Genomic DNA, 14252 nt, shown 5'->3' with positions numbered 1-14252 from the left:
CCGCGCTCGTTGCGCGCGACCGCGCGGGCGGTTTCGTCGGTTACTGGCCGGTATCGCTCGCCTGTCGAGCGATACCATCCAGTAATCGCGGGCGGTCTCGGCGGTTACCGGCCGGGGTTGCGCCGGGGTTGCGCCGGGTTCACGCCGCGGCGCTCGCGCACAGCGCCCGGACGACGACGTCGACGAGGTAGTCGGGCTTCTCCTGGAGGTCGTACCAGGTCACGCGGATCACCCTCCAACCGCCGATGACGACTTCGTTTTGCCGCAGGGCGTCGCGCCGGAAGCGGTCGACATCGCGGTGGAACGCCCAGCCGTCGATCTCGATCGCGATCCGGTGCTCGGGGAAGGCGATGTCGAGGACGGCGCGACCGAGGCCCGGGAGGTCGACGGGCAGGTTCGCGGTCCACCCGGTGATCCGGGCGCGGGCGAGCCGGCGATGAGCTCTGCGCTCCGCCTCCGACCGCGCGCCGCCCTCGGCGAGGGCGACCAAGCGGCGGGCGAGCACCACCCCGTGACGCTGTCCCATGGCCTCCAGGGCCTTGCGCAACGCCGGGAGCCCGACGCGTTCCTGCTGCAGCGCGCGGTCAAGGAGACGTGCGCCCTCGAGGAGGCCGAGCGACACGGCCGCCTCCGGCGCGGTGTCCGCCCGGTGCGCCACCCACACGCCGTCGACCTTCACCCGGGCGAGGTCGCCCACCGTCCGGCGCACCGTGCGGATGCCCGCCGGCGGCGAGTGGCCCCCGCCGGCGCCCACAGCGAGGGCGACCGTGTCCGGGTGATGGTCGGTGAGGTTCCACCATGCCGCCCCGGCCGCTCCGATCAGCGTCGCTCCGTCGCCCGCCCACAGCGCCGCCGCGCGGAGCGAGGCGCGCGGCGTCAGCTCGTGGGAAGCCGAGCGGTAGACGCGAGGGTGGACCTCGATCCACTCCTCGGCACCGAGTCGGCGCCCGATGGCGGCCGGGGACATGCCGAGACCCCGGGCCTGGCCGTGGCTGACGAGACCGTTCTGGGTGCGCAGGAGTTCGAGGAGTTCCACACCCGGTTCGACGCAGCCGGCCGCTGCGCGGCTCCATCGATCTCGGTGCCGGGTGGGCGATGTCTGGTTACTGGCTGGTATCGCTCGCCTGGCGAGCGATACCAGCCAGTAACCGCCGCCGGCGCGGTGCGGGTGCGGGTGCGGTGCAGACGCCGGGTCAGGCCTGGGCGAGCGCGGGGGCCGGTTCGGCGTCCGGGAGCTCCGCCTCCTTCTCGCGGATGATCGGCAGGACCTCCTTGCCGAACTGCTCGATCTCCTCCTTCACGTGCAGGAAGCACAGGAGGTTGAGGTCGACGCCGAGCTTCTTGTACTCGATGATCCGGTCGGCGACCTGCTCGGCGGTGCCGATCAGCTGCGTCTTGAAGCCGTCGTTGTACTGCACGAGGTCCTCGAACGACGACTCCGCCCACATGCCCTTGCCGTCCGACGCCGACGCGCCGGCCTGCTGGACGGCCTGGCGGAAGCCCTCGACCTGGTCCTTGTTCGCCTTGTCGACGATCTCGCGCAGGGTGTCGCGGGCCTCCTTCTCGGAGTCCCGGACGATCATGAAGCCGTTGAGGCCGAAGTTCACCGTGCGGTTGTTCTCGGCGGCCGCGGTGTTGACGTCGTGCAGCTGCTCGACGACGCCGTCGAAGTCCTTGCCGTTCGAGAAGTAGAAGTCCGAGACGCGGCCGGCCATCTGCCGGGCGGCCGTGGAGTTGCCGCCCTGGAAGATCTCCGGGTGCGGGCGCTCCGGGGTGTTCAGCGGCTTGGGCTTCAGCGAGTAGTCGTGGAACCGGTAGAAGTCGCCGCGGAAGGTGAAGTCGTCCTCCTCCCAGATGCCCTTGAGGCAGCGGATGAACTCCTCGGTGCGCCGGTAGCGCTCGTCGTGCTCGAGCCAGGGCTCGCCGAACGCGGTGAACTCGCCCTTGAACCAGCCCGAGACGATGTTGGTGGCGAAGCGCCCGCCGTGGCCGGTCGAGGCGGTGAGGTGGTCGACGGTGGCGCCCATGTTGGCGAACACCCCCGGGTGCCACAGGCCCGGGTGGACCGCGGCCATGACCTTGAGTCGCTCGGTGGCCATCATCAGCGCGGTCGAGAGCGACGTCGACTCGTGCTGGTACTCCGCGGAGTAGCTGGCCATGTAGCGGACCTGGGAGAGCGCGAACTCGAACCCGGAGTTCTCCGCCGCGATCGCGGTGTCGCGGTTGTACTCCCAGCTCCAGTCGGTGCGCTGCTCGATGCCGCTGGTGACCAGGCCGCCCGAGACGTTGGGGACCCAGTAGGCGAAGCGCAGCGGCTTGGTGGGGATGCCGACGGACACGGCGGGATGCCTCCTCGTCGAGGGGGTGTGTGGACGCGCAGGCGCGCAGAAAAGGGCAGGGCGGGACGAACGGGGCTCAGCGACAGATCGCGGTCGCGAGCAGCCCGAAGTCGACGTGACGACGGCGCGTCAGTGGTGCGCTACCCATTGCGAGACGACGCTTCCGGTACTGCTCGACCCTGTCAACCGCAGCCCGAGGTCGGTCACAGTCAGGGTCGGCGCCAGACGTCGCGGGTATGGAGCAGCTCGATCTGCTTCTCGGTGACCTCGCGCCGGTAGTCGGCGTGGTCGTAGGGCGCGCGGTCGAGGTAGAGGTTCTTCGGGTAGATCGGCTCGGAGTAGATGACCTGGTACTGCTCGGTGGTCAGGTCCTTGAGCCAGTTGCCGAACTGGGCGCGCGCCCGGAAGTCGCGCAGCGCCTGGATGTCGATCGTCCCGGCCATGTACGTCGAGTGGCCCGCGTACCCGACCTCGCCGACGACGCTGCCGCGGTAGTCGCAGATCATGCTGGGCGAGCCGAAGGTGTCGATGGGGACGTCGGAGTCGGTGTGCAGGTAGTACGTGCCGACCTGGTTGGCGACGACGTACATGTTGTTGTCCAGCGCCCGCGCCCTGTTCTGGATCTCGTAGAAGCCGTTGCCGGCGTGCGGGTGCGGGTACGGGCCGCGGTAGGCGACCTCGCAGCCGTTCATCGCCAGGCCCCGCGCGTTCTCCGGGTACGACGCCTCGTTCGCCATCATGATCCCGAGGCGCCCGATCTCGGTGTCGGCCACGGGGTAGAACGCGTCGAGCCCGTCGCCGTACAGCTCGACCCAGCGGTCCCAGACGTTGTGCGGCGTCACCGAGTGCTCGACGGGCAGCAGCGGGACGACCTTGTGGTGCTTGAGCACGATCTCGCCCTGCGGGGAGATCGCGAAGCCGACGTTGAAGAAGCGCCCGGGGAACTCGGGGTGGCGCGCCTTCGCGGTCGCCATGACGTACGCGTCCCACGTCGCGGCCATCCGCCCGAGCGCGTCGGTCTCCGGGCCCGGGATGTCGATCGCGCACTCGCGGGCGAACCACTCGTGGTCGTGGTCGAGGACCTCGTCGTTGAAGCCCTGCAGCGCGCCCTCGGGGATGGTGATGAGCCGGACCGGCAGCGCCATCGCCGAGAGCCACGACGCGGCCTTCGCCAGGTGCTCGAGGTGCTCGATGTTGACCTTGATCTCGTCGCGGTAGCGGATCCCGCGCATCGTCGGGATCAGGCCGACCACCTGGTAGGGCTCGATCGCACGGGGCCTGGTCACAGGGACAAGTCCCTCACAGCCCGAAGAGCACGCGCAACGGTGTGACGGCGAAATAGAGGACGAACGCGACGGCGACGACCCACATCAGCGGGTGGATCTCCCGCACGCGGCCGGTGGCGGTGCGCAGCAGCACCCAGGTGATGAACCCCGCCCCGATGCCGTTGGCGATCGAGTAGGTGAACGGCATGACGACGATCGTCAGGAACACCGGCAGGGCCACCGAGAAGTCGGACCACTCGACGTCGCGGACGCCGCCGATCATCAGCGCGCCGACGATGACGAGCGCCGGCGCGGCCGCCTCCACGGGGACGATCTCGTAGAGCGGGGTGAAGAACATCGCGGCCAGGAAGAGCAGGCCGGTGACGACGTTGGCGAGCCCGGTGCGCGCGCCCTCCGCGATGCCCGACGCCGACTCGACGAACACGGTGTTGGAGCTCGACGACGCCGCGCCGCCGGCGATCGCGCCCGCACCCTCGACGACCAGGGCGCGCCCGACCCGCGGCAGCTGCCCGTTCTCGTCGAGCAGTCCCGCCTGGCGGCCCAGGCCGGTCATGGTGCCCATCGCGTCGAAGAAGTTCGCGAGCACGAGCGTGAAGACCAGCAGCGTCACCGCGAGCGCGGGCAGCCGCGCGAACGCGCCGAACGAGACGTCGCCGACCAGCGAGAGGTCGGGCAGCGACACGATCGAGGACGGCAGCCCCGGGTAGCCGAGGTTCCAGCCCTTGGGGTTGGTGCCGTTCGACGGCCCGACCGCGACGATCGCCTCGACGACGATCGCGACCACGGTCGTGGTGAGGACGCCGACCAGGATGCCGGCGCGCACGCCCCGCGCGACGAGCACGCCGGTGAGCAGCAGGCCGAAGCAGAACACGGCCGTCGGCCAGGACGCGATCGAGCCCTCGATGCCCAGGCCGACCGGCACCGTGGTGTTCGCGGCGTCGGGCAGCCGCCGCACGAACCCGGCGTCGACGAAGCCGATGAACGCGATGAACGCGCCGATCCCGGCCGCGATCGCGATCTTGAGTGGATCGGGGATCGCGTTGAACACCGCGGTCCGGAACCCGGTGAGACCCAGAATCACGATGATGATGCCGTTGACCACCACGAGGCCCATCGCCTCGGGCCAGCTCACCTGCGGCGCGATCGTGACCGCGACCAGGGTGTTGATGCCCAGGCCCGTCGCCATCGCGAACGGGAAGTTCGCGACGAGGCCGAAGATGATCGTCATGACGCCCGCGACCAGGGCCGTCACGGCCGCGACCTGCGGCACGGTCAGCGTCGCCCCGAGGATGTCGCGCTTCGCCGACGGCGAGGCCGGGTCGATGCTGCCGAGGATCAGGGGGTTGAGGACCACGATGTAGGCCATCGTCACGAAGGTGACGACGCCGCCGCGGACCTCCTGGCCGACCGAGGTCCCCCGCTCGTTCAGGCGGAAGAAGCGCTGCAACACGGGCGGCAGGCTAACCGGTTCACGCGAATCCTATGTGCGTGATCTTCACGGCCACAGCCGGGAATTCCACTCACGTAGGGTGTCCGGCGTGGCCCGCCGGTTCGATCTGCACGCCGAGCCGCCGCCCCTGCCGCGCCGGCTGACCGATCCGGTCCCCGTCGTGCTCGCGGGCTCGGCGGTGTGGGCGGCCGCCGCCGTCGTGCTCGGGGTCCTCGCCGCGCTCGGCGTGCGCCCGCTCGACGTCTGGTTCGCCGCCGCGCTCATCGGGGTCGGGCTGGGCGCGATCGGGCTCGGCGTGCTCGCCCTCCAGCGCCGCGCGATCCGCCGCGGGGTCAAGGGCGCGCAGAAGCTCTGACGGCCCGGAACGCGTCGGCGTTCTCCCGCGCCCAGAGCGCGAAGGTCCGGGGCGCACGGCCGGTCACCTCGGCGACGGTGGGCGCCGGGTGCGAGCCGATCGGCGGCGGGTCCTGCTCCAGCGCGATCGTGAAGTCGATCATCTCCGGCGTCAGGCCGGCGGCGGCGAGGTCGGCGCGGGCGTCCTCCTCGGAGAGCCGCGTCAGCGTGACCGGCTGCCCGGTGGCCGCGGCGATCGCGGCCAGCTTCTGCTCCAGGGTCAGCGCCTCGCCGCCGGTGAGCAGGTACTGCTGCCCGGTCGGCGCCGCGCCGGTGAGGACCGCGAGCGCGACCGCAGCGATGTCGGCCTCGTGCACCATCGCGCTCGTGCGGCCGACGTCGTGGACGCGGACCTCGCCGGTCGTGCGGATCGCCTCGGCGTGGTCCAGGGCGTTGGCCATGAACTCGACCGGCGAGAGCAGCGCCCACGGCACCCCGGCGGCGTCCAGCGCGGGCTCGACGGTGCTGGTGTCCCAGCCGCCGAGGACGCTGACCCGGGCCACGCCCGCCGCCACCAGCGCGTCGACGATCTCGGCGCCGTTCTCGAGGGTGGCGCCGAACTCCCCGCTGAACGTGATCAGGTGCGCGGCCCCGACCCCCGCGAAGGCCTCCGTCAGGGTGCCGACGTCGGTGAGGTCGCCGCGCACGACCTCCGCCTCGGCCGGCAGGTCGGCGCGGGCGGGGTCGCGGGTGAGCGCGCGCACCGCGTGCCCGGCCTCGAGCAACTGGCTCACCAGCGAACGCCCCACCGTGCCCGTCGCCCCGGTCACCAGGATCGTCATGCGGTCCTCCTCCTCGATCGGCTGCTGAGCTGATCGTCGCCGGAGGGGCGGACGGATTCGGTCCGCTATCGCGTCTCAGCCGGCCAGAGCGGCGAGCAGTCCGCGCACCGGGTCGTCGGCGTGCACGACGCCGTCGTCGTCGACCCACGCCGACGGCGTGTACTCGACGGGCGCGCCGCCGCGCTCGTCGTCGACGACCAGCACGCGCAGGCGCTCGTGCAGCACCAGCGCGCCGGCGGGCAGCGGGCGGCGCAGCGCCGACGCCCAGGCCACGGCCGCGGGCAGCTCGTCCCACGGCACCGCGCGCCCGCCCTCGCGCACGGTCACCCGCACGCGCTCGGACGCGGGCGCGAGATCGAGCAGGTCGGCGAGCAGCGCCGGGTCGCCGGTGCCGGGCAGCACCAGCACCCCGGGCGGGAGGACGCCCCCGAGCTGGGCGCGGTCGAGCACGGCGGGCGGGACGCCCCGGTGCGGGTCGGCGTCGTGCACCGCGCCGTCGGCGGTGCGCACGCGGTCGGGCGGCTCGACGTCGGCGACGCTGACGCGCCCGGCGGCCACCGCGTCGGCGAGCGCGGCGTGCGCGGCGGCCGCACGCGCCGGGGGCACCACGCGGGCGGGCTCGGCGAGGCGGGCGAGCAGGTCGCCGGCGTCCTCGGTCGAGTCCACCCGGGCCCGGGTGCGCACGCCGATCGCCGCGAGGAACGCGGGGTCGAGGCGGGCGGCGACGTCGCTGGGGACGGGGTCGTAGAGCCCGTCCACCGCGCCCGCGCCGGGCAGGCGCCAGGCCGTCGGCGCGTGCCCCGCGAGGCGCCCGTGCCGCCCGAGCCACCAGGCCGTGTAGGGGCGGGGACCGTCGGACGGGTCGACCGCACCCACCGGGCGCGCGCCGCCGAGCGCCTCGCGAACCTCCCGGTCGCCGGCCAGCACCGACCAGGCGGCGTCCCACCGGCCCTCGGCGACCAGCTCGAGGTCCCGCACGGCCACCATCGGACCCGGTGCGTCGCCGTCGGGACCGTCCGGGCGCTCGGCCACCGGGTCGATCTCCTCCGCCCACCACGTCTCCTCGTCGTCGAGGTCGTGGTCGGGGCCCGCGGGCTCGTCGTCGCGCAGGATCGCGAACCCGTCGAGCACGCCGACCGCGGTGAGCACGTGGCGCGGGTGGGCCCCGGCGACGGCGGGGTCGAGCACGCCGAGCGGCCCGTCGGGGTCGACGAGCCCGCGCAGCGCGCCGTCGGGCAGCACGAGCTCGTCGGCGCGCCGGTAGCCGCCCTCGGCGTCGCGCAGCGCGATCGCCCCCAGCCCTCGGTCGGCGTCTCCCCCGGCCGCCACGAGCGCGAGCACCAGGGCGCCGAGCGCGTCGAGGGTCTCGGTGTCGACGCCCGCCTCGGCGTCGTCGACGGAGCGGTCGACGGCCTCGCGCAGGGCCGGGTCGGCGAGCAGGGCGGCGCCGTCGACGCGGCGGGCGCCGAGGGCGACGAGGAGGTCGCCCACGGTGTCGTCGTCCCGCCCGCCCCCGTCCGCCAGCCCGGGCGCGGCGACCCGGAGCCCGGGGACGCCGGCGGCGGCGAGGCGGGCCGCGAGAGCCGGGTCGTCACCGGCCAGCAGGACCCCTCGCGCACCGCCGACCACCCGGCCGTCGGCCAGCGGGACGGGCAGGGCCGCGAGCTCGTCGCGCACGCCGGGCGTGGTCAGGAGCGCGAGCCGCCCGTAGAGCGCACGCCACCAGCCCACCGGGCGGTCGAGCCCGGCGAGCGCGTTGGCGAGCGCGGCGGGCCCGACCCGCGTGACCCCGACCGCGGCGAGCGCCGGGGCGTGCCGGGGCGCGGCGAGCCGGGTGTCGACGAGCCCGGGCAGGACGTCGGCGAGCTGATCAGCGAGCGCCGCGTCCTCGAGGTCGAGCACCTGCGCACCCGCCGGGGCGAGGTCGTCGCCGGACACGGCCGGGAGCCAGCTCGACGTCCGCAGCGCCTCGAGCACCGCGTCGCGCAGCGTGGCGTCGACCGCCGACGCGGGCAGCGCGGGCCGGGGCACCAGCGCCGGGCGCTCCTCGGCCGGGCGGGCGCGCACGAGGTCGGGGTAGCGGGCCGCGGCGGCGCGCAGGACGTGCTCGGTGACCGCGCCGGCCCGCACGTGGCGGCGGTCGGGGTCGAGCGGCACCGTCGCGAGCAGGCGCGCGGGCAGGGTGGTGCGCTCGTCGGTCGGGGTGGGGGCGTGGAACACCTCGTCGGTCGGGGTGGGGGCGTGGAGCACCTCGTCGGCGGAGGCAGGCGTCGCCCAGGTCGCCCGCCACCCGGTGCGCGCGCGGTCCTCGACGGCCAGGTCGGCGAGCAGCCCGGCGGGGATCGTGCCCTCGGCGCGCAGCACGTGCCAGGCGCGGTCGCCGACGCGCACGAGGTCGCCCTCCTCGCTGCGCGTCACCACCCCGTCCGGGAGGTCGACGGCGTGCAGGGCGGGCAGGGCGAGCAGGAGGTCGGGCGCCTGGGCCGCGGCGGTGGCGAGCAGCTCGCCGGCGTCGACGCCGGGGCGCAGCGGCAGCCGGACCTCGGTGTCCGTGCCGGGGGACGGCGCGGACTCGCCGGCGTCCGTGGGCCACACCAGCCGCAGGGCCGGGGCCGCGCCGTCGCGGCGGGCGAGCTCGTCGGTGAGGGCGGGGACGCCCAGGTCGGCGACCTCGGCGGCGGTGCGGGCGCGGTCGAACACGACCCCGCCGCCCCGGGTGACGACGCGCGGGGCGTCGCTGATGGCCGTGACCGCCGCGAACCCGACGCCGAACCGCCCGACCCCGCCGCCGTCGCGCTTGGCCGACGCGCGCAGCGACGCGAGGCCGGCGACGCCGTCGGCGTCCAGGGGGACGCCGGAGTTGGCGACACTCAGGACTTCGGAAGCGACCCGCACCCGCAGCACCGTGGTCGTCCCCGCCCGTTCCGCGGCGTCGGCGGCGTTCTGCGCGAGCTCGACGAACCAGCGGTCGCGGTACCCGCCGCGGAGCAGGTCCTCCTCGGCGTTGGCGTCCTCGCGGAAGCGCGCCGGCGAGGCAGCCCAGGTGTCGAGGACCGCCCGTCGCAGGGCGGTGGTGCCGAAGGGATCGGGGCTCACGGCTTCCCTTTCCCGCTCGGTGCCGTCACTCCCGCGACGACCGGGAGGGGCGGTGCTCAGCCGCCCGATCCGGCGGTCTCGGTCTCCATCTCGACCCCGTCGTCGTAGACGAGGTCGGCGACCGCGACGATCGCGCCGCTGTCGACCTGCAGCTCGGAATGGCCGCCGCAGCCGTACTCGGCGTGCACCACGCGGCCGTCGGCGGGCACGTTGCCGTTGCCGCACACGCCGAACGCGGCGCGCAGCGAGCCGGCGACCGGGAGGTAGAACCCGCAGGTCCCGCAGTGCGCGGACGCCGCGCGGGCCATGTCCGCGCCCGGGCCGAAGGCGCCGTCCGACCAGCGCACGGCCGCGTCGAGGCGACCCTCGCGGCTCATCACGCGCGGGCGGCCCATGCCGAGCTCGTCGCCCACCTCGCGGACGCCGGAGCCCGCGCCGTCGTCGTCCTCGGACTCGGGGTCCAGCGCCGCGGACGCGGGCACGAGGCGCTCGTCGTCGTCCTCGACCGGCAGCAGGTCGCCGGGGCCGAGGTCGTCGGCGGTGAGCCGCTCGGTCCACGGCACCCAGGTCGGCGCCACGACCGACTCCGGCCCGGGCAGCAGCACGACCTCGCTGACCCCGACGTCGCTCTCGGGGCCCGCGACGGTGACCGCCCAGTACCAGCCGCGGTAGCCGGGCTTGTCGGCCGCGAAGTAGTGGGTCGCGGCGTCGGGGACGTCCTCGGCGCGCACGGCGACCGACGCACCGACCTGGGCGGCGTCGCCGTCGGCGGTCTCCACCGCCGCGGCGCGCGCGAGGTCGGCCGCCGCGGCCAGGTGGGCGGCGACGGTGGGTGCGACGTCGAGGGTCGGGTCGGCGAGCTCGGGGACCACACGACGATTGTGCCCGTCCGTCGCGTGCGCGCGAGAGGCGGGCGCCCGCCACACGCGGTCGAGCGCCGGTCACCGCTCCGTCATCATGGGCGGGTGACCGGACCGTCCCCGCATCCGTACGGTCCACGGCCCCGGCGCCGCCCCGGGCGCCTGCCACCGACGGCCCGGTCGACGCGCCCGTTCCCTCCCGGGGACGACGAGGGGCCGCAGGACGAGGACACCCGCTACTCCACGCGCTACGACCCGCGCGCCGAGACGCAGTACGACGCGCCCCGCCCGGAGCAGGACGACGACCCCGGCCCCCGGAAGATCACCGTCACGCGGGTCGCGGCCTGGCGGGCCCGCCGCCTGACCCAGCAGGGCGCGCGGGCGTTCCACCGTGCGGCGTCGGCCGACGGCGCCGACCGCTCGGGGCTCACCGCCCTGACCTACGCCTGGATGGCGAACTACGCCTCCGACGCGACCCTGGCCGTCGCGCTCGCCAACACCCTGTTCTTCTCCGCCGCCAGCGCCGAGAGCAAGAGCCGCGTCGCGCTCTACCTGCTCATCACCGTGGCGCCGTTCGCGCTGGTCGCGCCCGTGATCGGACCGGCGCTCGACCGCCTGCAGCAGGGCCGGCGCGCCGCGATGGCGGCGTCCACGGCCGGTCAGGGCGTGCTGGCCGTGGTGCTCGCGCTGTGGATGGACACCTGGGCGCTCTACCCCGCCGCGCTCGGGATCATGGTGCTGTCGAAGTCGTTCGGCGTGCTCAAGGCGGCGGTGACGCCGCGGGTCCTGCCGCCGGGCATCACGCTGGTGACGACGAACTCGCGGCTCACCGTGTTCGGACTCGTCGCCTCCGGCGTCGCCGGGGGCGTCGCCGCGGGGGTCGCGTGGCTATTCGGCTCCCCCGGCGCCGCCTGGCTGACCGCGGCGATCTGCCTCGCGGCCGTGTGGCTCTGCCTGCGCATCCCCGCCTGGGTCGAGGTCACCGAGGGCGAGGAGCCGACGCGCATCCTCCCGGTGCACGACGAGACCGGGCAGCGCCGCCGCACGCCGCTGAGCCGCGACGTCGTCACCGCGCTCTGGGCCAACGGCACCATCCGCAGCCTCACCGGGTTCCTCATGCTGTTCTCGGCCTTCGTCGTCAAGAACGAGACCGAGGGTGCGCCGGGCGACCAGCTGATCCTGCTCGGGGTCGTCGGCGCCGCGGCCGGGGCGGGCGGGTTCGTCGGCAACTTCATCGGGGCCCGCCAGCGGTTCGGGCGCCCCCGCGTGCTGATGATCGTCTGTCTGGTGCTCGCGCTGGCCGGGGTCGTCCTCGCCGCGACGGTCACCGGCCTGGCCACCGCCGCCGTGGCCGCCCTGGTCGCCGCGTCGATGAGCGCGCTGCTCAAGGTGTGCCTCGACGCGATGGTGCAGCGCGACCTGCCCGAGGCCAACCGGGCGTCGGCGTTCGGGCGCTCGGAGACGATCCTGCAGCTGTCCTGGGTGTTCGGCGGCGCGCTCGGGGTGCTGCTCCCGCCGACGTGGTGGATCGGGTTCACCGTCATCGGCGTCGTGATGGCGATCGGTACCGTGCAGACCGTGCTGATCACGCGAGGGACGTCGATGGTGCCGCGGGTGGGGCGGTGAGGTCGCTCTCCCGGCGCACGGTCGTGATCGGCGCCGTGCTCCTCGTCGCCGTCGTGGCCGTGATCGTCGTGCTCGTCGTGCGGGCGACCGCCGGCCCGACCTCGCCCGGCGACGTCACGTTCGCCGCGGGCGGGGCGACGACGTCGGTGGGCGCGAGCCAGTTCTGCGACGTCCAGGTCACCGAGTGCGGCGACGACCCGGAGGCGAACGCCGTCCTGCGCGTCCCGCCGAACACGCCACTGACCGTCACCGTGCCGGAGGAGGTCGTGGGCACCCCCTGGCAGCTCGCCTTCACCTTCCGCGACCCGGCCGGCGCGATCCAGCAGGGCCGCAGCCCGGTGTTCGCGCCGGGCACGACGCCGAGCTTCACCCTGATCCTGCCCGTGGCGTCCGACCAGCTCGAGAGCGCCGAGGTCCAGCAGTACGGCGCGCGGATCAGCCAGGGTCCGAACGGGCTGGAGTTCGCCACCCGCTCCACCTGGGTGCTCAGCGTCGACGACCGCTGACACGCCGGGCCCGCCACCGGGTCCAGTGACATCCCGTCGAGTGGCGTCGCGTGCTTTCACCCGTTCGGCTCTGGGTACGTGTCTCCGCGAGGGCCACGGTGCACGACCACACAGGCGGCTCTCGGGGGGAGTACGGACATGGGGACGACGCGCGTCAGATCGGCACGATGGCTCGCCGCCGCCGGGGTGATCGTCGCGACGGTGCTCGCGTTCTCCACCGTCGTGGCGGCGCCGCAGGCCGAGGCCGCGACCGTGCTCGGCCAGTTCCGCAACGCCGCGGGCCGGTGCCTGGAGAACCTGAACAACGCGACCACCGCGAACAACAAGATCCAGATCGCGGCCTGCGGGGCCGCCACCAACCAGGCCCAGCAGTTCAGCCGGTGGGCGAACGACGAGGCGATCAAGACCCCGGCCGGGCGCTGCCTCGGCACGCTGAACAACGGCACGGCCGCGGGCACGTCGGTCGTGCTCCAGACGTGCGCGCCCACCAACAACAGCCAGCACTGGGTCGTGCGCACCGACGGGCTGATCGTCAACCGGCAGGCCGTGCGCTGCCTCGCCCCGCTGAACAACAGCACCACGGCCGGCACCCGCATGGTGCTCGCGACCTGCACCACGGCGACCGCGATGCGCTGGACCGTCCCGGCGGCCTCGACGCCCACGACGCCGCCGACCACGACCACCACCACGCGGCCCACCACCACGACGACGGTGCCGCCGACGACCACGACGACGACCACACCGCCGGCGACCCGTGACCCGCTGCGCCAGCCGTTCGCGTCGTCCTCGATCTGGAACATGCCGATCGGCAGCGGCGCCACCTACGTCCCCGCGAACCTGCCCGCGCTGCCCGGCGGCAGCACCGGCGCCCGCGTCCCGCAGGTCGACGACGAGCCCCTCGTGCTCACCCCGACCGCGCCGCTGACGCCGATCCTCGCGAGCCCCGGCGGCTGGGGCGGCGACCGCTGCGTCACCGACCCGGCGACGACGCTGGCGACGGTGCCGATCCCGGCGAACTACGTGCTGCCCAGCGACAACAAGAACCAGAGCGCCGCGTTCATCGCCGCCGACGGCCGCACGGTCGTCCAGACCCAGCCGCTGGCCCGCTGCGCCGCGGGCGGCCCGGCCACGAGCTACGTGCGCTACCCCGACCAGGACATCTACGGCCCCGGCATCCAGGGCTCGCACGGCGGGTCGGGCATGAGCGCGCTCGGCGGCTCGATCCGCATCGGCGAGCTCCGGCCGGGGCAGCAGGGCCCGCGGCACGCGCTGAAGATCAACCTGTACGCGCGCGGCGAGCTCGGCCGGTGCGCGTCGCGCCCGGAGTGCTTCCGGTGGCCCGCGGTGAAGTCCGACAGTTACGCGGTCGGCTGGTACGGCGCGGTCGGCAACAACACGAACACCGCGATGCGCATGGGCTCGCTGCTCGCGATCCCGCCGTCGGTGAACATCGGCTCGCTGGGCCTGACCACCGAGCCCGGTCGTCAGATCGCCTGGACGCTGCAGAACTACGGCGCCTACGTCGTCGACGACACCTACGGCCCGTCGTTCGCCTTCAACGCCGAGAACGGGCCCGCGGGCAACATGCGCACGCAGTTCCGCGCGGACTACGGCCAGGACTTCGAGGTGTACGCGAGCTCCCCGAACGCCTGGAGCCGCGACGTGCAGAAGCTCCGCCAGGTGCTGCAGGTGGTCGACAACAACGGCCCGAGCAGCGTCGGCGGTGGGGGCACGCCGCGCCAGCCCCTGCTGCCCGAGCTCGTCGCACCGCTCGTGTCGGTCCCGCCGACGCTGCCGACCCCGCCGGCGACGACGCCGTCGAGCGCACCGGTGCCCGCCACGTCGACACCGGCCATCCCGGCCAACTGAGGGGCGGAGGCTCGGGCGAGTGGTCCGGGTCGTCCTGACGACCCG

11 protein-coding genes are annotated in these 14252 nt (G+C 74.4%); 4 read left to right on the top strand and 7 right to left on the bottom strand.

Annotated elements, in window-relative coordinates:
* Positions 1–139 precede the first annotated feature (139 nt).
* The 4 genes from WCD58_RS09120 to WCD58_RS09105 form a co-directional block, all read right to left on the bottom strand.
* On the bottom strand, positions 140–1036 hold the full coding sequence (locus WCD58_RS09120) for a DUF559 domain-containing protein (protein WP_337701821.1): 897 nt from the start codon (positions 1034–1036) through the stop codon (positions 140–142).
* Between the two features lie 157 nt (positions 1037–1193).
* Complete coding sequence (sfnG, locus tag WCD58_RS09115; RefSeq protein ID WP_337701818.1) at positions 1194–2339, bottom strand: dimethylsulfone monooxygenase SfnG; 1146 nt, start codon at positions 2337–2339, stop codon at positions 1194–1196.
* A gap of 209 nt (positions 2340–2548) precedes the next feature.
* On the bottom strand, positions 2549–3625 hold the full coding sequence (locus WCD58_RS09110; protein WP_337701816.1) for a nitrilase-related carbon-nitrogen hydrolase: 1077 nt from the start codon (positions 3623–3625) through the stop codon (positions 2549–2551).
* Between the two features lie 13 nt (positions 3626–3638).
* Complete coding sequence (locus WCD58_RS09105; RefSeq protein ID WP_337702040.1) at positions 3639–5084, bottom strand: NCS2 family permease; 1446 nt, start codon at positions 5082–5084, stop codon at positions 3639–3641.
* Between the two features lie 79 nt (positions 5085–5163).
* On the opposite strand from WCD58_RS09105, the gene WCD58_RS09100 reads away from it, so the two are divergent.
* Positions 5164–5430 carry a DUF2530 domain-containing protein gene (locus WCD58_RS09100; RefSeq protein WP_337701815.1) on the top strand — a complete coding sequence of 89 codons (267 nt, stop codon included), beginning with the start codon at positions 5164–5166 and terminating at the stop codon, positions 5428–5430.
* Here WCD58_RS09100 and WCD58_RS09095 read toward each other — a convergent pair.
* The 3 genes from WCD58_RS09095 to WCD58_RS09085 all read right to left on the bottom strand — a co-directional run bounded on the left by WCD58_RS09095 (position 5408) and on the right by WCD58_RS09085 (position 10218).
* Complete coding sequence (locus WCD58_RS09095; RefSeq protein WP_337701813.1) at positions 5408–6250, bottom strand: SDR family oxidoreductase; 843 nt, start codon at positions 6248–6250, stop codon at positions 5408–5410. The genes WCD58_RS09100 and WCD58_RS09095 overlap by 23 nt on opposite strands.
* 75 nt (positions 6251–6325) lie before the next feature.
* A complete protein-coding gene (locus tag WCD58_RS09090; RefSeq protein WP_337701811.1) occupies positions 6326–9346 on the bottom strand; it encodes a sacsin N-terminal ATP-binding-like domain-containing protein in 3021 nt (1006 codons plus the stop codon).
* 56 nt (positions 9347–9402) lie between these two features.
* Entirely contained in the window at positions 9403–10218 is an 816-nt protein-coding gene (locus tag WCD58_RS09085; protein ID WP_337701809.1) for a DUF3027 domain-containing protein, read from the bottom strand.
* Positions 10219–10311: 93 nt separating this feature from the next.
* On the opposite strand from WCD58_RS09085, the gene WCD58_RS09080 reads away from it, so the two are divergent.
* From WCD58_RS09080 to WCD58_RS09070, 3 genes are all read left to right on the top strand, one after another.
* Positions 10312–11832 (top strand): MFS transporter, encoded by a 1521-nt coding sequence (locus WCD58_RS09080; RefSeq protein WP_337701807.1) that lies wholly within the window; start codon positions 10312–10314, stop codon positions 11830–11832.
* On the top strand, positions 11829–12338 hold the full coding sequence (locus WCD58_RS09075) for a DUF2771 family protein (protein WP_337701805.1): 510 nt from the start codon (positions 11829–11831) through the stop codon (positions 12336–12338). Before WCD58_RS09080 ends, WCD58_RS09075 begins: the two co-directional genes overlap by 4 nt.
* A 138-nt stretch (positions 12339–12476) precedes the next feature.
* Positions 12477–14207, top strand: coding sequence for a ricin-type beta-trefoil lectin domain protein (locus WCD58_RS09070; RefSeq protein ID WP_337701803.1), 1731 nt, complete (start codon positions 12477–12479; stop codon positions 14205–14207).
* The last annotated feature ends 45 nt before the right edge of the window (positions 14208–14252 follow it).

The sequence above is a fragment of the Actinomycetospora flava genome (genome assembly GCF_037400335.1).
GTDB classification, from domain to species: Bacteria; Actinomycetota; Actinomycetes; order Mycobacteriales; family Pseudonocardiaceae; genus Actinomycetospora; species Actinomycetospora flava.
Note: the sequence above shows the minus strand (reverse complement) of the source record. Positions and strands in the feature narration are given on the sequence as shown.

Excerpts from the sequence above, each read along its gene's own strand:
- WCD58_RS09095 (WP_337701813.1), bottom strand. The coding sequence starts at position 6,250 with ATGACGATCCTGGTGACCGGGGCGACGGGCACGGTGGGGCGTTCGCTG.
- WCD58_RS09070 (WP_337701803.1), top strand. The coding sequence starts at position 12,477 with ATGGGGACGACGCGCGTCAGATCGGCACGATGGCTCGCCGCCGCCGGG.